The following is a 21,371-nucleotide window of genomic DNA, read 5'->3' on the forward strand; positions in this document are numbered from 1 at the left end:
TGATGAAGGAGGAGAACAGGATGAATCAGGAAGAGCAAGTACAGGTGTATATGGATGGATTGCAGGAAAGAGCCAAGTCGTTAACAGGGGTACAGCTTGAGCTGGCAGGTTATGTTGTGGAGATCGCCGGGTCTACGTATTTGCGTGGAGACGAAAAGATGTTTCTGAATACTGACAAGTTGCTTGAAAGGTTGGCTGCAGAAACGCAGAAACCATTATTCGAGCCACTATTGGATGTGCTACAGCATCTGGCGAGCGAGTCATTGGTTGCACGATTCCGTTATATCGCAGAGCGTGCGACTCGTTTCCCATACAGTAACAACTATGAACGTCGGCCTTTCCGCACATCCGATCCGGAGCAGCATGTAGAACAAGTCATCCGTAAACTGATGGGATTGTTCCGTATGGAAATGAAAAATTTCTCCCTGGAAGAATATGTGTCACTTCGTGAGTACAAGCTGGATTATCTCCATGAGATCCGTTGGGTTCTGGCGGATTGTATCGCTTATGAACTGGATCATCAGGGCGGAGATATGAAGCAGGCGCTGCATGATATTATCTATGGTGACAATCAGACGGCGTTGTTAACCCATGAAATGATCAAAGGCATATTCATGAGCGATCAGGCGGATGCCTATCAGATGGTGGGTGAGCTGCTCGTTGCAGCAAGGTTGCAGGAAGGGCTGCGCCAAAGCATTGTGGAGCGGATGGATGAAGGGACACTGGAAGCCTATATTTACATATTAAAAATCATTATCGACAACAACCTGATTCGTTTCAGTTCCGTGGTAAGAGCGCTTGCCGTATGGACGGGGATCGGCATAGAAGCAGCCAACCAGCGTGTTGCCTCACAGTTGATTGAACAGGCCTATCAGGCGCTTGTGCAACCAGAAATACGCGAGGCCTGGCAACAGGAAGCTAACGCCAACAAACTCTTTATCAGTCTGTGGGCGACAGCGGTCATTGAAGAGAATGAATTGAAGAGCAAGATCATCGAGATTATGGATCAAGGTCAGTTATATCAGAAGATTGTTGCCCAATATGTACTGGCTAACAGCCAGAACCGAGAGCTTCGTTTGGACATTGCACGTCGTTATCTGGAGGCGCAGGATACCGAGTTGATGCACTGGATTGTGAGCAATTATGATGCGATGTATATGTACAACTGGAGTTTCGAGAATGGAGAGAATCAGCGTAGTGTCTACGTGTGGCCATTACCTGCTCTGGGAGATAAGGCCTTGCGGCGTAAGGACTTTGATCAGTTCAAACAGATGCTGGCTGCCATTCCAAAAGGCGGGTCAGGTGGACCATCGGGTGTACTTGAGTATGTTCACTACCAGATTGATACGGATGATGTAGTCAAGAAAATGTTATATTTGGCTGCATATGATATGGACCCGGAATGGATCGGGGAGGTCATCGCAATCAAGGACCGATTGAGCCCGGAACTGCGCGGAGAGCTGTTGTCCCAGTTTGTTCAGCATCCCGATAATGAGGTACAAAGACAGTTTGTGTTTGAGAGTTTGTCTGATAAAAGCATCAGTAATCGGGAGAGTGCACTCGCCAAAGCGAAGCTGCTCACGTTGACGGTTGATGAGATGAAACAGATGGAGGCGTTGATGAAGCTCAAAACAGGCTCACTTCGTCAGAAGGTCATCCATGTATTGTTACTACAACCCGTGGACCAATTGGCGGTCTCGCTGAAGCGACTTTTGGAGGCCAAGAGTGAACTGCAGCGCTTGGGTGCGCTCGAATTATTGACCGAGATTGCGGCAGATCCAGAGCGGATAGATCAGCGGGAGCAATTGCAGCCATTGGCGCAGCTGATTGAGACACCCACTGCCAAGGAGCAGAAACTGCTGGATAAGCTGACCGATCAGGGGAGTCGTTACACAGCCTCTAATGGATTTGGTTTATTTGATCCGAAGCGACGTGAGCCATTGCTGGATGAGAAGCGTGATCTCAAGGGCCATAATCCGAAGGATATCTTTACACTCTCTCTGGATAAGACCAGACCATTTCTGGAGGGACTTAGTGAATTAGTGCATGAACACAGGGATTATGAGTACCAGGTGGAATACTACGCTGGCTACAAAGACACATTGTTAATCGGAGCGAGTCTTCGCTCCAAGGTTCCGTATGGAGAGCGGAATGAAATGAAGCAAATGGAACAGTTTCCGCTTCATGACGTATGGGAGAACTATATTCAACATGCCGGGTTTAGCAGTGTGGAACTGATGCAGTTGTATATGGGTATACAGCTCGGGGATTTCAATGGCAAATTGAGCGACCATTACAGTTACTTCCATGATCAGTATGGCTATGAAGAACTGCAAAAGATTCCGTTACTGGAAGGCTGGCGCAAGACGTTTGCTGAACAGACCTATCCTCTGGATGACATCGAAAAGCTGCAGCAGATGCTGGATTCGTTGACGTATAAAGATCAGGTAGTGGCACTGATATCGGCGGCATTTTTGGATAGCGATCCGATCGACACGTTTGAGATAGCTGAGAAAACCTGGGCCTCCATCATCGCGAGTATGCCTGCTGATCGACTCGAGAAAGAGTCAGGCATGCTTCATATTCTGACTGGACCTTGGAATTATGTAGTTCGTGGCAAAATCCATGACGACAACAGCTTCAAACGTTTCTTCCAGACAGCTTACCAGTTCACCAGTCTTGTAGAGAGTAGTCAACCGCTGTCTTTACTGTCACTTGAAGATTTCCTGCGTGCGTACCAGTTGAACCTGATTGATGAACAGGAGATATATCGACAGGTGCTGGTCGGTGGGAATCGTCTGATGTTTATTCGGAACTTAACATCCACTCGTACAGAAGGGATCGCAAGTGATCCGAAGCTGATTCACTTACGGGATACGGTCGTTAATCGGATTCTGGAGATTGAGCTGACCCGGGGAGAACTCTCTACAGAAGTAAGTACACTTGCCATGAAACTGGAACGAATTGAAGGCATGGAACACTGGGTACATCTGGTCTCGGCGATGGATCAGGATACATTTGTCCGTGGATATATCTATAGCTATGGAGACAACACAACACGTAAAGAGACGTTTAGCTATCTAATTCAGAATTGTCATCCACGGGATGGAGAAGATGAGAAGCGTCTTGGAGAATTGCTCCAGAAGTATCCGGTGAATGAGAAAAAATTGCTGGAGGCAGCCATGTACGCCCCGCAGTGGATGGAGATTGTTGCGAAACATTTGGGATGGGAAGGTCTTCGCAGTGCAGCCTGGTACTTCCATGCTCATATTAATGAACGATTTACTGCGGAGAAAGAAACCATCGTGGCCCACTATTCTCCAATCTCACCACAGGACTTTAATGAAGGTGCGTTTGATATCGCCTGGTTCGAGGAGGCTTATGCTGCTGTCGGGGAGGAACGGTTCAATCTGTTATACGATTGTGCCAAGTACATTTCCGGTGGATCTAACCACCGCAGATCCCAATTGTTCGCAGATGCTGCACTGGGCAAGCTTCGACTGGACGATATGCGTGATTCCGTGTCAGACAAGCGAAACAAAGATCATTTGTTAACCTACAGTTTGATTCCATTCGCTGTAAATCGCGAACAGGATCTGCGTGAGCGATACGACTTCATTCAGAAGTTTCTGATGCAGAGCAAACAATTCGGTGCACAACGTCGTGCCAGTGAAGGTGTGGCATCACAGATTGCACTGGGCAATCTTGCTCGTAATGCAGGTTATGCCGATGTTACGCGGCTGATGTGGGACATGGAAGCACGTAAGTTGGATGAGATGAAATCCTTCTTTGAACCTCATGCATTGGATGCTGACACGACAGCGCAATTGGTCATCGATGAGGAAGGCCAACCCGAGATGGTTATCGTTAGCAAAGGCAAGACACTCAAATCTGTACCAGCTCGGTTCAAAAAAGATGGATATATCGCTGAACTGAAAGAGCTCAAATCGGATCTGGTGGATCAGTATCGCCGGGCACGGCAGGAGCTGGAACGTTCGATGACTGCTGGAACGTCCTTTACACGTGAGGAAATCGCCAGTCTGATGCAAAATCCGGTTATACATCCGCTGGTAAGAACACTTGTATTCCAGTCAGGTGACAAGACGGGACGATTCGATGTAGCATCCAATGGTTTGGTTGCTCCAGGGCCGGAGGGTACGAACCATGCACTAGCGGAACAGGATCAACTGTTTATTGCTCATCCGCTTCATCTGTATCAGAGCGGAAGCTGGAGTGAATTCCAGCGGGATCTGTTCACCCGTCAGGAGCGTCAGCCGTTCAAGCAGGTATTCCGAGAGCTATATCTTCCTAACGAGGACGAATTGGCTAATGGTACGGTGTCTCGTCGATACGCTGGGTATCAGATTCAACCGAAAAAAGCAGTAGCTCTGCTTAAAGGGCGCCAATGGACTGTCAGTTATGAGGAAGGACTGCAGAAGGTAAGTTACGAGCACAATCTGATTGCGAATCTTTATGCCATGGCAGATTGGTTCTCACCAGCAGATACCGAGGCGCCTACCTTGGAGACGGTGCAGTTCTACGATCGTAAGAGCTACAAACCTGTAGCGCTGCAAGATGTACCGCTGACGTTCTTCTCGGAAGTTATGCGTGATATCGACCTGGTGGTCAGCGTTGCACATGTGGGAGGCGTAGATCCGGAAGCCAGCCTGACAACAATCGAGATGCGTCACGTCATTGTGAACGAGTCGTTGCGTCTGCTGAAGATCGACAATGTACGTTTGGATGGGAATTACGCAAGAATTGATGGTGAATTGGGTGAGTATGCTGTTCATCTGGGGAGTGGTAATGTGTTCAAACAAGCCACAGGTGCACTTCATATCGTACCGGTGCACAGTCAGCATCGGGGTCGAATCTTCCTGCCATTCCTCGATGAAGATCCGAGAACAGCTGAGATTCTGTCCAAGGTGATGTTGCTCGCCGAAGATAAAAAGATCAAGGACCCGCAGATCCTTGCGCAGTTACAGAATTAGAAGTGAACGAACTAGAAGTGAACCGCCCCGTGGGGCGGTTTTTTTATTTGTTACTCCGATTTCAATGTAACTTCAAATCTCAATATAACAAGTGTAGAACAAGAATCATGGATGGAAAGTGGACAATATGGAGCAATTCCAACATAAAGGCAGCTGAAGAACCTGTTAAAAGGGACCTCAGTTGCTTTTATATTTTTGGATATTTCATTGGACCGGATTGGTTCCGTTTTCAAATAGACTTAGGACCCAGAGTGTATCGACATATTCCTTAATCTGATAATTAATTGCATTAATTGGTTGATCGGGAGTGGGTCGAACCGACTGTTTTTAAAAGTAAAGAATTTGTTCGAAAGTAGTTACGGAAATGTAAATAATTCGTTTTCTTGTTATGTTATCTGAATTGTTAATATGGTGATTCCAAAGAACTAGGCTTGTTCTAATCGGTCATTTACCAAATTTAAGGGGATGTAATTCATGTTCATGTCGGCTATCGTTAGGAAGCGAAATCTGCTGACTTGCTTGCAGGCTGCAGTTTCAGAAGCCATGTGCAGGACGACCTGAATGCTTGAAAGACTGGGATCTAGCCAGTTTGCATTCCCTTGTATACATGTATTCAATATGTGCACAAGAAAAATGATCAAGAGAGAAGGAGAACTTACAACATGAACAGAAGACTCAATCTGATTTTCCTCAAACGATGGTTTATGTTATTAATCATCGTGGCGGTTGCGGCTATGCCGCTACACGCCTTCGCCGCGGAGGCGGAATCGGGGGCCAATCGGCCTTGGATGAACACATCTCTATCAGCGGAGGAACGTACCGATCTGCTGCTCAAGGAGATGACGCTGGAGGAGAAAGTTGGATTCGTAACCGGTAAAGTAAATAACTATTATGGTTTCTATAATGATGGACTGGAGCGCCTCGGTATTCCAGCATTACAGATGGCAGATGGACCCGCAGGAGTACGTGTGGCTAACCCGGATGTACAGGACAAAAAGTCCACGGCATTGCCTGCACCCATCGCGCTTGCCGCTTCCTGGGATACTAATCTTGCCAAGAAATATGGCGATCTCATCGGTCAGGAAGCACATGATACCACACATAATGTAGTTCTCGGCCCTGGGCTGGATATTGCACGTACACCATGGGGTTCCCGGAACTTTGAATCTCTCGGGGAAGATCCGCTACTGGCTTCGGGCATGGGTGCAGCGTATGTGAACGGGATTCAAAGCAATCCGGTTATCGCGACAGCTAAACACTACATCCTGAACAACCAGGAGACGGAACGTTTCACGACCAATGCAACAGCCAGCGAACGTGCGATTCAGGAAGTCTATGCACGTCCGTTCCAGGCGATGGTTGAAAAAGCGGATCTCGGTTCGGCAATGTGTTCATTTAACCAAGTGAACGGTACATACGCTTGTGAGAACAAGGAGATGCTGACCAATGTCCTTCGGGATCAGTTTGGCTTCGAAGGGTTTGTCATGAGTGACTACGGTGCAAACTTCAGCACAGCCAAATCCGCCAATGCGGGTCTGGATCTGGAGACACCTGGAGAGCCGTATGGCAAATGGGGAGACAAATTGCTGGAAGCCGTGAACAAAGGTGAAGTCAGCGAGCAAACCATTGATGAGAAGGTTAGACGCATTTTGCTTCAAATGTTCGATAAAGGACTGTTCGATAACCCTGTAACGAATACACAAATCAATGCCAAGAAAGACGGCAAACAGGCACGTGAAATTGCAGAAGAGAGCATGGTTCTTTTGCAAAACAACGATAATGTGCTGCCGCTGTCCAAGAAAAACGTGAAATCCATCGCTGTCATCGGTCCGGATGCAGATAACGCATCTGCTGCTGGTGGAGGTAGCAGTCTGGTTAATCCGACGTATACTGTAAGTCCGCTTCAAGGAATTCGTAACCGTGCCGGTAACGGTGTGGATGTAAAATATGCTGCCGGAACGGATCCTATCTCCGCAGGAGATGCATTTAATGGACCATCCGCCGTACCTTCCACTCTTTTATCACCAGCGGATGCTCAGGAAAGCGAAAGAGACTATGGTACAGATCGTGCGGAATATGGTCTGCGTGCTGAATACTGGACGAATAAAGATATGGAGGGTAACCCTTCTCTGGTTCGTACAGATAATCAGGTCAACATGAATCTTGGATTCTACAACTATGAAGGTTTTAACGCACAATCTTCCAAGCTTCCAGTGACACCAACCAAATTCAATGCCAAAATGTCCGCTCGTTGGACAGGGGCAATCACAGCACCCCAAACGGGTGAATATAAGCTGTCTCTGACCAGTCTCGGTTCTGCGAAGCTGTATGTGGATGATAAGCTGCTCGTAGACAATCAAGGTGAAACATTGAGTACAACGAAGAAAGAAATCACATTCAAAGAAGGCGAGTCCCACAATATTCGAATTGAGTATCGTACGGATTTCCCGGTACAGACCAATCATGATATGGGCGCACAGGTTCGTTTTGGCTGGGAAGCTCCAGAAGACGCTGTGGATATCAAAATGCAAAAAGCAGTTGAGCTGGCGAAAAAATCCGATGTTGCCGTCGTGGTAACTCGTACGTATGACAGTGAAGGTTACGTCGACCGTTCCGACCTGGAGCTGCCGAATAACCAGGAGCAGCTGATCCGCAAGGTAGCAGCAGCCAATCCAAAAACGATTGTGGTGCAAATGAGTGGTCGCGCTGTTGAAATGGATTCCTGGCAAAAAGAAGTGCCATCCATCGTTCAGGCTTGGTATGCAGGTCAGGAACAAGGTAATGCAGTGGCACGTGTGCTGTTTGGTGATGTGAATCCATCCGGTAAGTTGCCGGTGACGTTCCCATCAGATGATTCCCAGACCCCGGTATCCACTGCGGAACAATTCCCGGGTGTTAACGGGGTGGGCAACTATTCCGAGGGTATCTTTGTAGGGTATAAAGGATATGACAAAGAAGGCATGACACCGGCGTTTGCCTTTGGACACGGACTGTCGTATACCGAATTTAATTATCGTAATCTGCATGTGAAAAACACTGGCAAAGGTGATAAGGAAACCGTAGAAGTATCCCTGAATCTGCGTAACACCGGTAAAGTTTCCGGTGCAGAAGTTGTACAGGTCTATGTTGGCAATCTGCCAACTAAAGTTGAAACGCCAGAGAAGCAGCTTGCTGGTTGGGCGAAGGTAGATCTGAAGGCAGGCAAGCAGCAGCGGGTCAACATTCAACTGGATCGCAGCGCATTGTCCTACTGGGATGAAACATCCCATGAATGGGTAATGCCTAAGGGTAAAGTCCAAGTGTATGTTGGCAGTGCATCGGATGATATCCGTCTAACAGGCAGTGTGAATATCGGAAGCAAGTCCGGTAAATAAAGTTCAATCAGGGAGATTGGAAGGTGTTCTCCCAGTGAAGTTAATTGTGTCAAATGCAGTTTGTTCTAATTCATATAGATTAGGAAATTGAGTCGTGGCCTAGTGGCCGCGGCTTTTTCCACAATGGAAGGAGAGTGAAGCGTGATGAACATAGGCTGGCGAGAGCATCCCAAACGATGGATGATCCTGTTAATCGCTGTTTGTTGTATCGTTGGAGGAATTTCGCTTATCCTCAACCGAAATGAACAATCCATTCCTCCACCGGTTGTGGACAAGCAGAGAGCGGCCGAAGTCTGGCTAACCACGGGAGATCAGCAAAATCTGCTTACACCACAGAAGCCCATTCCAATTACAGATCACCATGATGCAGACACAAGTTCTTCAGTTTCTTCAACGCAGGAGCCAGACATTTCTTCGTCGGCGTTCACCATACAGATTGACCCGGACAAGACGTATCAGACTATGGATGGATTTGGCGCAGCGATGACGGGTTCATCGGCACATCTGATCAACGTGCTTCCAGAGGAACAACAAGAGCAACTGCTGAAGGACCTGTTCTCGACGGAAGGGCTGAACTTGGATATGGTGCGTCATACGATTGGTGCCTCCGATTATTCGGTAGATGAATCAGGTGTGGCTTCAAGTTATACCTATGATGATATCGAATCCGGCACGGATTATGAGATGGAACACTTTTCGATCGATAAGGATCAGGAAGTTGTGAATATGTTGGAGCGTGCAGTTGGGTTGAAACCGGATCTTAAAGTGCTGGGCACACCGTGGACGGCCCCGGCCTGGATGAAGTACGGGGAAGAGAAGACCACTAACGGCTGGTATCTGGATTATAACAACCCCAAGGTATATGAAGCGTATGCGAGATATTTTGTGAAATATATCGAAGCTTATCAGGCGAAGGGCATTCCCATCTACGGGATCACGTTGCAAAATGAACCGGAGTTCACCTCGGATAAATATCCGAGTATGAGTATGGGCGCCGAAGAACAAGCGATGTTCATACGGGATTATCTCGGCCTGGCGCTACAGGATGCAGAACTGGACACACGAATCATCGCGTATGATCATAACTGGGATCAGGCGGTCGAATATACCGGTAAGGTGCTTGGTGATGAGCAGGCCACTGCATATATCGATGGATCTGCTTTTCACTGTTATGCAGGTGATCCATCTACCATGTCGGAAGTGCATGAGCGCTTCCCAGACAAAAATATCTATTTTACCGAATGTAGTGGTGGGGAGTGGAGTCCTGATTTTGGCGAGAATCTGATCTGGCAAATGTCCAATCTCATCATTGGTGCACCTCGCAACTGGGCGAAAAATGTGCTGCTCTGGAACATTGCACTTGATCCGCAAGGTGGACCCACGAACGGTGGCTGTGAGAACTGTCGTGGGGTTGTGACGATTGACCCGGAGCGTGATGAAATCACCAGAAATGTCGAGTATTATGCGTTAGGCCACATCAGCCGTTATGTGCGTCCGGGGGCTGTGAGAGTTGAATCCACGCAAGAACAAGGCAAGATCGAGAACGTAACCTTCCGCAATCCGGATGGAACGATGGTGCTGGTTGCAGCTAATACGGGTGAGGTAGAAGTTTCCTTTGATGTAGTCATGGGCGGAGATTCGTTTCAATATACACTGCCTTCCCAGTCGGCAGCAACCTTCCGTTGGAAACCAAAAACGGGGGTAGAACGTTGACTCAAGATTGGAAATTATGGGTACAGATTGAATGATGGACATGGTAAAATAAACGTAGAGTTATTTCAAATATGATGTCTTAAACAAGTCCGATCCAAGGATCGGGCTTTTACATAACCTTTTACTTTTAATAGAAAAGGAGAATACGTTGGACATGTTAGTCGTTGCATATCGGGAACAGGATCATGACAAGTTGGTTGGAATCTGGGAGAGTGCTGTGCGGGCAACCCATACGTTTTTGGAAGAGCATCACATTCAGTTCTACAAAAAAGTGGTGAGTGATGTGTTGCAACAAAAACAAGTTGAGATTTGGGAAGTGCTCAATACGAAGCAACAACCCGTGGGTTTTATTGGTGTGGATGATAACTTTATCGAGATGTTGTTTGTAGATCCAAGCCAACACGGACAGGGTCTGGGACGTCTGCTAATAAACCATACCTTCGAAATCAAAGGCCGTCACCTCAAGGTGGATGTTAATGAGCAGAATACTGGGGCAGCCCGATTCTATGAAAAGATGGGATTTGTACAGATGGGGCGGTCTGAATTGGATAGTTCCGGTAATCCGTTTCCGCTGTTACATCTGGAGATCAAACAGGAAGAGGCCGAGAGATTGCCGTAATGGATAGACCATGAGTTATAGATGACCAGGATGAGGAGTGTGCAGGATGACACAGATCAAGGTGACACCGGAACAACTGGAGACGGTCAGTGGGCAGTTCGCTCAGGCACATCAGCAATTATCGGGCTTCATGTCCACATTGGACGGCAAGATGAGTGTCATGCGCAGCAACTGGGATGGCATGGAGCGTGAGCGTTTTTATAACGATTATTCAACGGCTCAAGGCACGATGAAATCTGTTCTGGAACTGGTTCTGTCCATTCAGTCGGAGCTTAAGAAAATTGCCGAGCGTTTCCGCACGACAGATGAGGAGGCGGTGAGCCAGGCAATCATGACGGCGCTGACCGCAGCGCGGGCCTTATCAACCATGGGCAAAAATAAAGGCGATGATCTGGACAAAACACCAGGTCCACCAAAGAACATGGATGAATGGGATGAGAAGGATGCCGAGAAATACCAGAACTATGAGGAAATGCTGAAGAAAGCCAAAGAGATGGGTGACGAAGAACTGGCGCAGCAGATTCAGGCCAGCATGAACATCATTCGGCTTCAGTATGAAGATGTAATCTATCAGACTGACCCCAACACGGGCAAGACGTTAAAAATAACCGAGGATTCCATCGTCGGTACGTACCAGGTAAAAAGCGACAAGGGCGAAACGACCACCATCAGTCTGGATAAACAGGGCAATGTGGTGGACTATACCAAAGATACGGAAAAGTATAAGTATTCGGAGCAAACGCACACCACCAGTCAAGGCGAGCATCTCTTTGGCAAAGCAGCACAAACGGCTACAGCCTACGGCATTGGTCTGCTGCTCACAAGCAAGACGGGCTCTGCCTTCACGGAACATGCGACAGGACTAGGTTCATCCTTCGTTGCGGACAAATTCCTGTTCTCCGTGCCGGAGGAAGGCGAGACACGTACGATGATCTACCGTACCAATAAGGATACGGGCAAAATGGAGAATATGATCGTGGTCACGCGTGGCGACAACGATATTGAATATACTCCGTGGCGGGATTACTTCTAAGCCACGGATGGGGTTGGCAAGCGGGCAACACAGGGCAACCTGGTTGCGGCCCGCTTGCCGACCCACCGCATGGAGCCATGTGGTTGTGTGACACATGGCTATGTGTGTGGAGGGCAGGCGGCTTATCCATGAGCCTGCCTATAGAGAAACACCCCGGCAACCTTCTCCCTGAGATGGGAAGGATGCCGGGGTGTTTTGGATTCTTCTTACCGATTAGCCACGGTCAACGGACCGGACTGTAAGGAGATCTTTTTTTGCCAAAGATTAATGTGTCTCTTCATCCAGAAACGGTTTGTTCACCGCATAATACATAAAGCCCATCAGCAGCACACCGCCCACCAGATTACCCAAGGTCACGGGAACCAGGTTGTGAAGCACACCTTCAAATGAGATCGTCCCCGGGTGGTTCAGCACAAGTGCAATCGCGAACGTACACATATTGGCGATGCTGTGCTCATATCCCGAGATGAAGAAGCAGAACACAAAGAGCATCATGGCAAACATTTTGGCTCCATTCTCCTTCATGAACATTGGGACAAAAAACGCCATACATACAAGCCAGTTACACAGGATTCCCCGGAAAAAGAGCTGCATGGTTGGAACTTCCATCTTATGCTCCACCACGCTTAACAGAAAACCGTTCACCTGAGACGAGTCGAACAATCCGGTCAGGTAGATTAACAGGGCAAACACAGCTGCGCCCATCAGGTTACCGCTATAACTCGCAATCCACAGCTTGATCACTTCGAACCAGCGCAGTTTTTTGCGCAGCGCCGCATACGTGTAATAAAACGTATTGCCCGTGAACAGGTCACCCCCGCCATAGGCGATCAGAATGATGGCCGCGCCAAACGTAATTGCCGCCATCGGATAGGTAAACGGGGACTGCTCCATATAAAAGAAGTTACCTGTCTTAAACGCCACGATGACGCCGAATCCGATAAACATACTGGCCAGCATGGAGCGTGCGAGGTACCTGATTAAACTTTGTTTGTAAATCTTGTGTTTCTTCAGAGCCAGTTGTTCCACGTTGCGTAAAGCTTCCGTTTCCATAATTATCCTCCAATATTTAAGTTGAATGATTGCATTAACTTACAAATCTCACCAAGTTCCTTTTATTATAACGATTTTTGAGATAGTAACACGCTTTTTCAGAAAAAGAATATCTTTAACCAATTTAATCTTATTTTGGATGTGAACTTATAATATGTGTTCATATTGTTTGCATTTTTTGAATAGTTATTTGCATATTTTTTTCGTTCCAAAATCCCGAAATTTATATAAAACAATCTGTGCCCATGTTAAGTGAAATGTGTATGGGTTACATCGATATAATCTTCTTTTATCTGGTTTTTTTACTAGTTGTTTTGTTCAGAATTTGTTCAGAGCATCTTGATAAAATTTGTGCGGAAAACGAAGTTTTATTGGGAGGAACAAATATGAATCAGGATTGGAAAAAAGTGTTGCTGACTTCACTGGTAGTAGGCATGCTGTGGGGAACTCAATTTGTCAACGCAGCAGAGCAAACCGGAGAAGCAACAGTCTCCGTATCATCGGTTTTTACAGATCAGAACGATATACGATCGTCCTCTCTTCAAGCGGTAAAGGAAGCAGTAGAGAAAGGGTTGATCTCGGGTTATCCAGATGGATCATTTCACCCGGACAAGCCTTTGACTCGGAGAGAAATGGCTGTGTTGTTGGCCAAAGCATCACAATTAGAGACTGATAAGACTTCCAACACTGGGCTTAACCATTCAGATTGGGCCACTCCTTATATTGAAGCAATCCGTCAAGAGGGATGGATGACCAGTGATGCAACAGGTGATTTCCGTGCTAACGATCCGATTCGTCGTGAAGAGCTTGCTTCCATTTTGGTAAGAGTTACAGGAACACAAGGAGCAAAGGGAGGCCAACAGCAGACGCTTGCAGATGAATCTACGATAAGTGGTTGGGCTAAAGAACAGGTACATACGGCGTTGAAACTGGGTTTATTGGATTCCAATGAGGGGAAATTCGAATCCAAGGCTTTGGTGGAGCGGCAAGATATAGCAAAAGTTCTCGTTGATGTTTTCCAGACGGGTGAGCGGACATCCTCTTTGACTGCACTGGACGGAGATATTGCTTATGTGGATGGACGTCCATTTGTGATTAGTCAGGCATTGCAAAGAATTTTGAATGACGAGAACAAAGAAGCATTGCAGAACGCAGTAATTACTTATGATGCACGTACACGTAACCTGTCTGCCTTATCAGAAATCCAGATCACCCAAGCAGGCACGCTACAAAATTACGTGAAATTGAATATGGTCGGTACCTCCTATCAAGGTGTGGTCACAGTCTCTTCAAATCATGTTGCTCTCAAGGTTGATACCTTGTCCAAGGTTGTATTAAAGCCAGGCGTAAGTGCGATAACGATTGATGGAGATATCGATGCGGTAACCGTAGATACGACTGACAAAGTCACTGTTCTAGGAAGTGGAACGTGGAAGGAAGTTGTGCTAAAAGACGTGAAATCCATTATTCAATTACCGGCAAGTGTAAAAACAAATACAGTTATTCTTCCAAAAGGCGGCGTAACCTCACAGATCATTCGTAGTGCACCGCCACTAACCGCACCATCCAGCAATACCGTGGCAAGCAACTCCAATACTGGCTCAGGATCATTGACACCAACTCCTACACCGACTCCAGAACCTGAGCCGCCGGTTATTGTACCTCCGTCTCCTCAGAATAAACCGCCTGTTGTTCAGTCTAACATCTCTGACATGATGGTGGTTTTCGGACAAGGCATGCAAGAGGTTGATCTTGGAGCTGTATTTACTGATCCAGATGAGGATGAGCTAAACTATGAAATTACCGAAATCGATCATAACATCGCTACTGCGAATATTCAGCATTCAAAATTAAAAATTGTGGACGTTGCTTTAGGGCAAACCACGGTTACGGTGAAAGCTGCAGATGGAAAAGGAGGAAGTGTATCGGCCACATTCATTTATTTGGTAAAACCGGCCTTTGTTCCACCACCATTCCCGCCTTTACCGCCTATCATCATCCCACAACCACCAATCAACCATGCTCCTGAAGTGGTAAAAACACTGCCAACTGTTGTGGTTGAATTGGGTACCGTGAGTAAGACAGTTGATTTGGCTGATGTGTTCGCTGATATGGATGGCGACATTCTATCGTATTCAGCGCAATCTTCTGATCCCGCTGTGGTAGAAGTGAGTGTACAAGGAGATATATTGACTTTAGATCTCAAGAATGTTAATGGTTCTGCCACCGTTAGCGTCAAGGCTACTGATCCCGCTGGTAAAGACGCTGAGACCACATTCACGGTTAAGGTGGAGGACCCGGATGCAGGGAAGGGCCTGTTTATTTCCGAGGTGGTCTGGGGAGAAGGCACTACTCAGGCTATCGAACTGTATAATCCAACGTCCAAACCAATTGAACTCAGTCACTTTGAGATTAAACGTAGTGATATAGACGATCCGATTACGTTTGCTTCTGGAACTATCATTGCACCTTATAAAACAATGGTCATTGCCGATGACTCCACAGATTTCCCGATCAATGAGGACGAAATCTATTATATGTCTTTTAATTTTGATATTGATCAACCCCAAGACATTACTTTGATACTCTATCAGATTAACGATGGGGAACCTATGGATACAGCCATCTTGAAGCCTGCGCAATCTTTAACAAGGACGTCAGGCAATGTTCATGGTGATGCAAATTATGACGGGGCACGATGGATCCAACAAGGAGAGAACTATTACAACGGTCTGGGTAACTACACATCCTCACCTTTGATTCCTTAATTTTGAATATCCCATATGAAGGAGAACATCTATGTCCAAAATAAGAAGGACTGTGCAGCTCGCTTTGATTGCGTTGCTTCTTTCCAACACTGTACCTGTATCTGCACAACATGATAAGTCGGAGGCGCAGACTATGTCTGTGTCTGACATATCCTCAGATGATAATAACAATAGCAAATTAAACGATGTTATGAATAGGGCCGTAACCATGGGGTTCATCAAAGGTGATCCGGATGGGAATGTTCGTGCAGCTGACCCAATCACCCGTCAGGAACTGGCAGTTGTTCTTGCTCAAGCTCTGGGTCTCACACTGGACAAGTCAGTCTCAGCATCTTTTACGGATGTGAAATCTACTAGTTGGTCAGCACCTTCGATTCATGCGGTCAAGAAGGCGGGGATTTTACAAGGAGATGCAACAGGGCGTTTCCGTCCACAGGCCCAGATTACTGGACAGGAACTGGTGACAGTTCTGGTAAGAGCCACGGCTTTGGCTAAACAAGAAGTTCAGGGAGATTCTCTTCCCTCAGATTGGAAAGAAGCGAGTACATGGGCTGCTCCATATATTCGAACTGCTGAGAAGGCTGAACTTCTAAGCGAATATCAGGGACCTAATAAAGTTAAACAAGGGCTTGTTCGGGGCGAAGCCATAGGCATGTTGTTGTCGACCCTATTCCCGGAAAACCGCTTGTCTGTCATTCAGTCAATCGAAGGAAAGCAGATTCAGATCAACGGTGTTGTCTATCAGATTTCTGAACAAGTGGGAGGCCTTTTGAATAATCGCAATAAGGCTGTACTGGTTCAGGCTGGAATACGGTTTAAGAGTCAAAATCATACACTCACCGAGATCAACGGGTTGGAAATTAGAACGGGGGGTCAGGATGCAGCCCCAGGAAAAGCTGAATTTAGCGGAAATCTGCTATTGGATGGTGGAGACGCCATAATTCATGGGGATCTAACGACGAAGGCAGACTTTGTTTCAGTGGAAGGACTTACAGTCGAGGGCAAGCTGACGATTGCCCCCGAGGTCAAACATGATTTTTATGCCAAAAATATCAGTGTGAAACAGTCTGTCTTCGTTTATGGCGGTGATAGTAATACGGTTGTATTTGACAATTCCACTCTCAATAATGTGGATGTAGATAAAAGCGATGTACATGTGGCACTAACAGGGGATACCCGCACTCAAGAAGTCAACATTAGATCAGACAGTATGCTTGATATCGGGAAAACAGCTAATCTCCCGTTATTAAATATTCTCGAAGGTACAAGCAAAGTGGAGCTACAAGGAGCCGTTGATACGGTTCATATGAATACATCCAAGTCCCTGCAACTCAACGGTAACATCACTTTACAGCAACTCAATGTCGATGGGACAGGCGCTGTCAACATTAATGCATCAGGCTCCATTCAACAGCTTCAAGTGAAAAACCCTTCCGCGCAGGTTAATGTGGCGGGCAATGTGAAAGTTTCGGAGATTTCTTTGGCTGCTGGAGTCTCGTCCTCAGTTGTAAGTGGAAATACAGGAACGTCATCTCCAAATCCGGTATCTCCTTCGTTAGGGGGAGCAAGTGGGGGGAGTGGAGGCGGAACATCTCCTGTTGTTGCCAATCGTGCTCCTGAACTACTCAAATCATTCGAAAGTCGCAAGTTTACGCGGAATGGACAAGGAGCAACGTTAAACCTAAACAACTATGTGACTGATCCGGATGGTGACTCGGTAACTTATACGATCAGTTCATCCAAACCTGCCGTTGCAAAGGTTATCCTGAATGGATCGCAATTGGATGTTGTTCCCTTGGAGGATGGCACGGCTACCATAACAGTAACTTCCAATGACGGTCGTGGTAAAAGGCTGAGATCCACATTCGAAGTCTACGTGAATAGACCTCCTCTTGCATCACCAATTCCTGATCAGGAATTGATAGCTGAGTCAGGTAGCAAGGATGTGGATCTCATGGTCTATGTTATGGATGATGTAAAGTATGAATCGGAGTTGCTATACAGTGTAACAAACAGTGCCCCGGAAATCGTGGACACTGAAATCGTGAAATCGAACTATGCTGAATCTGTATTGAGGTTAACGCCTAAAAAGGCAGGGGAAGTTGTTCTTAAAATTAAGGTGGATGATGGACAAATTGCAGATGATGGCAGTACGGGAATTACTGAACTCGACATGAAAGTTGTTGTTCTGCCACCACTCAATCGCGCGCCTGTGGGGGAAGCTCCATCGAAAATAGAGGTATACCTGGGGGATGACATCCCTCTAGTAAAGTTGAACGAGATATATACTGATCCAGACGGTGACCCTTTGACGTATACAGCGACTTCATCCAATCCAGACGGGGTAACAGTAGAGGAGAATGAGGGTGAACTGAAGTTAACATCACTTCAAAATGGGACGTATACGATATCATACACAGTGAATGACGGTAACGGAGGAATTACTACAGACTTCTTTGAAATCGATATTCTACTCGTTCCAAATCATAATCCGGTAGGAAATTCACCAGGATGGATTGAAGCATACCTGGGTTTCCTCACCGATCCTATCCCCTCGGTTGACTTAAATGATTATTATAAAGATCCGGATGGTGACCCGCTCACATTCAGTGCATACTCCTCTAATCCTCACTTAATTGTCAAGGAGGAAGCGGGTGTACTGAACTTTACCGCTATAGAATTTGGAGAATACATCATTTATTATTCAGTTGAGGATGGAAAAGGTGGTCTCATTTCAACTGCATTTCAGATAAGGGTTAATCCTAAGCCTAATGCTTCTCCAGTGCTTACTCAGCATCTACCTGCTCAAACGGTGTTTGTAGGTAAGGAAGATGCGGTCATTAATCTCTCGGATTATTTTGATGATCCTGATGGAGATGCATTAGAGTTTAATACACCACTTGATTTCAATAATCTCCTGATCGCAGCGGTGGATATTCAAGAAAACAAGCTGATTATTCATCCAAGACAGGTTGGCAAATTTCAAGCTAACATCAAAGCAAAAGATATGTATGGAAAAGAAGCGTCAGCCTATATTGACATTGAAGTTCTTGAATCTGGGAATATCAGTTCAATTCCGGATCAAACGGTAACGTGGCCTTGGTCTGCTCTGAATCTTGATTTGACGTCGTACCTGATGAATTTTGATACAGCCACGTTAACGGTGGATGCTTCCTCAGCAGATACCAATATTGCGACAGTCTCTGCCAATGGTTCACTGATAGCTGTTGCTCCAGTTGCTGAAGGAAATACGACAGTGACGTTAACGGTATATGACCAGAAAGGGCGTAGTGAACAAGCGTCCTTTGGCGTGACTATACAAGGAGAGCCTACTGGCCCTAACTTGGCCCCTGAGGTAGTAAGTAGCATTTACGAACAAGTATTGACACCTAATGTAACGAATGAGCGCACGTATGATCTGAGTCAACTATTCAGTGACCCCGATGGAGATGCGTTGCAATTCACGATAAGCAACAGCTCAAATGAAGCGGTGAATGCAAGCATTAATGGTAACCAGATTATACTAAAACCGGGAACAGGGAATGTAGTTGCTCCTTTAACGATAACAGCAAAGGATGGAAAAGGTGGACAGGTAGATTACACCTTCAACGTTCGCACTTCTTCTTTGGTTAACGGTGGAGTTATGCAGATCAACACGAAGTATGGTGTAATAGATCCTCTAACCCTTACAGCTTCCAATTGGTTCCCTGGGCAGGCGAGTTTTAAAGTATATAGCGGTACGCCGGATTCGACGTTTACAGGACCGGATACGATTAATACTTCCCAGATCCCTTTGAGTGTATCTCCGTTATTATTCTGGATTATAGGGGATGACGGTAGGGCCGTGGTCATTCAGGTAAACTCGAAAAATCAGGGCACCTCAGAGTTGTTCTTCTCTCAGTATGCAGATGCAGGGGACGGACGCAGTGTAGTTCAACTTTATTACACAGGTGACGGTGATCCGTCGCATAAAGCAACCGGATATCAGTTGGAAGTTCATCAGTGGATGAAAAAGACATCCACAATGAAAGTGACAACAAAAAACATATCTGATGTTACTGCAGGGTTACCTTATTTAAACATCAATTATACGTTCTACGACTTTTTCGATATAACGTCAGCTTGGTACTACAATGATGAATTGGAATTGTATAATCCGAATGAGTATAATGTCGTTGCGCTCATTCTGAGAAAAGATGGACGAATCGTAGATGTCCTAGGTGATCCAACTTCACATGATCAATTCATGCCTGCTGGCGGGACGTTTATTCGAAAACGGGGGATATATACAGGTTCACAACAGTTCTCATTAACCGGTGAATGGAATGAGTTTCCTAAAGGGACTCTACAGTACGTAGACAAACATACACCGTAGACTTGTATTTGCTACAATGATGTTCAGTTTAACAGATGGTACGTCCTAATAACGAAATGAAAATCCTCCATGCTCTGAAAGAGAGTATGGAGGATTTTTTCATTTAACCGGATACGGATACATGCAGGATCTAAGAATTTCGTTCTTCTGCTCCTCTGTTCGTTCACGCGGTGCCAATTCTTCTGTATATGAACGCCCCACCTTGGCGCGCATGAAACGTTCCGCATATTCGTTTAGACGAGAGTGAAGTTCTTTGGCGTACTCACCAAATGAGCTGACATCCCGTTCCATTTCCAACACACTGTTAAGTAGCGGACTGCCCGCATAGAGTAAGGGGCCGTCTCTTCAGATTCAAACTTGAGGAACAGAATAGCTTTCTGTAGGGCGTTGATTTCACCTTGGGTGAGGTAAACAGCCTTCGTAGCATGCTCTCCTGATGCTTCTGCTTCTTCTGATGCTCCTGGTGAAAATGGTTCATGGTCCTGATTCATAGATCATCACTTCCTGTTATGGAATGCAGTTCTCGCTTGGCGGAATCGCCGAAATGCGGATGAGATTGAAGAGATTTTAGCGCAAGGACTGCGCCAAGAACATGTTTGTGAGCAGCAAGAATAGCAAAAGCTGCACCTTGAAGTAATATATAGGCATTCCCCGACAATACATCCTGGGCCAACGTAATCTCAGCTTCCGTAGCAGGTAACAAGGTCAGAGTCTGTAAAGCATAAATCTGTACATCCTCATCTTCTTCCGAGTCACGAACAAGTTGTGCGGCAGCATGACGAATTTCATCCAAAAGTGAGGAAGACTCGGCCATGCCCAAAGCTCGCCATGCTTCGATACGGATGAGATCCTCTTCATGTGTATCCGTACCGATAGATAGAACTTGATGTGTAAGTTGGCTATCGGTTAGTTCGATCAGATCACGAAGTGCCTGGATTTTCTCTTCACCACTGATTTCGTTAAAATCAGGGTGTTCATTGTTGTTATGATTGAAATGATTCATATCAGACATCTGCATCATTCACCTCCTGAAGAATATGAAGATGGGGGCGGAAGAATGATCGGACGAGCTGCCAACGCTTCCTCTACAATCTGTTCCGGCGTCAGGTCTCGATCATCCCAGTAAATCAGGTTACTGATCTCAGCGTGAGGCACCCGCTGTTGTAGCTCCGTCAACATGTCATCCAACTCGGCTTCGCTTCCTTCGGCGTCCATCAGTTTGCGAACCAATTCTACCAGATGCGATCGATTGTCCATATGTAATTACACCTCCTGAATAATTAATATCGTGAACCTACTATTCTTTCATGGGCTGATTCAATGGATCATACGTAATGAGCACCGGAAAAAATTTGGGCTCAAGCATCAGACTAATACGTTGTTCGTCTTGATCAGTATAAGAAATGATATAGTTCCCGAAATGAGACTCGTAGTTGAAGTCTTGG

The 21,371-nt window shown here is 46.3% G+C and carries 12 protein-coding genes; 8 read left to right on the forward strand and 4 right to left on the reverse strand.

Going from position 1 to position 21,371, the window contains the following annotated elements; translation table 11 throughout:
* The first annotated feature begins 20 nt into the window (after positions 1-20).
* From IFU39_RS11125 to IFU39_RS32650, 6 genes are all read left to right on the forward strand, one after another.
* Complete coding sequence (locus IFU39_RS11125) at positions 21-4,991, forward strand: DUF4132 domain-containing protein (protein ID WP_192132609.1); 4,971 nt, start codon at positions 21-23, stop codon at positions 4,989-4,991.
* 662 nt (positions 4,992-5,653) lie between these two features.
* On the forward strand, positions 5,654-8,365 hold the full coding sequence (locus IFU39_RS11130; protein WP_192132611.1) for a beta-glucosidase: 2,712 nt from the start codon (positions 5,654-5,656) through the stop codon (positions 8,363-8,365).
* Positions 8,366-8,509: 144 nt separating this feature from the next.
* Entirely contained in the window at positions 8,510-10,078 is a 1,569-nt protein-coding gene (locus IFU39_RS11135; RefSeq protein ID WP_223199963.1) for a glycoside hydrolase family 30 protein, read from the forward strand.
* Positions 10,079-10,232: 154 nt separating this feature from the next.
* A complete protein-coding gene (locus tag IFU39_RS11140) occupies positions 10,233-10,697 on the forward strand; it encodes an acetyltransferase (protein WP_374954421.1) in 465 nt (154 codons plus the stop codon).
* A 46-nt stretch (positions 10,698-10,743) separates the two neighbouring features.
* Positions 10,744-11,730, forward strand: a complete 987-nt coding sequence (locus IFU39_RS11145) for a WXG100 family type VII secretion target (RefSeq protein ID WP_192132613.1) — start codon at positions 10,744-10,746, stop codon at positions 11,728-11,730.
* Complete coding sequence (locus IFU39_RS32650) at positions 11,712-11,972, forward strand: hypothetical protein (RefSeq protein ID WP_206759554.1); 261 nt, start codon at positions 11,712-11,714, stop codon at positions 11,970-11,972. Before IFU39_RS11145 ends, IFU39_RS32650 begins: the two co-directional genes overlap by 19 nt.
* A gap of 22 nt (positions 11,973-11,994) precedes the next feature.
* Here the strand turns inward: IFU39_RS32650 and IFU39_RS11150 are convergent, their stop codons facing one another.
* Entirely contained in the window at positions 11,995-12,783 is a 789-nt protein-coding gene (locus IFU39_RS11150) for a formate/nitrite transporter family protein (protein WP_017690511.1), read from the reverse strand.
* A 386-nt stretch (positions 12,784-13,169) separates the two neighbouring features.
* Here IFU39_RS11150 and IFU39_RS11155 point away from each other — a divergent pair, with 386 nt between their 5' ends.
* Both IFU39_RS11155 and IFU39_RS11160 read left to right on the forward strand, forming a co-directional pair.
* Positions 13,170-15,551, forward strand: coding sequence for an S-layer homology domain-containing protein (locus IFU39_RS11155; protein WP_192132615.1), 2,382 nt, complete (start codon positions 13,170-13,172; stop codon positions 15,549-15,551).
* A 31-nt stretch (positions 15,552-15,582) separates the two neighbouring features.
* Positions 15,583-19,926, forward strand: a complete 4,344-nt coding sequence (locus tag IFU39_RS11160) for an S-layer homology domain-containing protein (protein WP_192132617.1) — start codon at positions 15,583-15,585, stop codon at positions 19,924-19,926.
* Between the two features lie 233 nt (positions 19,927-20,159).
* Here the strand turns inward: IFU39_RS11160 and IFU39_RS32655 are convergent, their stop codons facing one another.
* The 3 genes from IFU39_RS32655 to IFU39_RS11175 are packed head-to-tail and all read right to left on the reverse strand — an operon-like array spanning position 20,160 to position 21,183.
* Complete coding sequence (locus tag IFU39_RS32655) at positions 20,160-20,417, reverse strand: hypothetical protein (RefSeq protein ID WP_206759555.1); 258 nt, start codon at positions 20,415-20,417, stop codon at positions 20,160-20,162.
* Positions 20,414-20,944 carry a hypothetical protein gene (locus IFU39_RS11170; RefSeq protein ID WP_192132621.1) on the reverse strand — a complete coding sequence of 177 codons (531 nt, stop codon included), beginning with the start codon at positions 20,942-20,944 and terminating at the stop codon, positions 20,414-20,416. Before IFU39_RS11170 ends, IFU39_RS32655 begins: the two co-directional genes overlap by 4 nt.
* Positions 20,944-21,183 (reverse strand): bacteriocin immunity protein, encoded by a 240-nt coding sequence (locus IFU39_RS11175; RefSeq protein WP_192132624.1) that lies wholly within the window; start codon positions 21,181-21,183, stop codon positions 20,944-20,946. Before IFU39_RS11175 ends, IFU39_RS11170 begins: the two co-directional genes overlap by 1 nt.
* Positions 21,184-21,371 lie beyond the last annotated feature (188 nt).

The sequence above is a fragment of the Paenibacillus sp. CFBP 13594 genome (assembly GCF_014842675.1).
Taxonomy (GTDB): Bacteria; Bacillota; Bacilli; order Paenibacillales; family Paenibacillaceae; genus Paenibacillus; species Paenibacillus amylolyticus_B.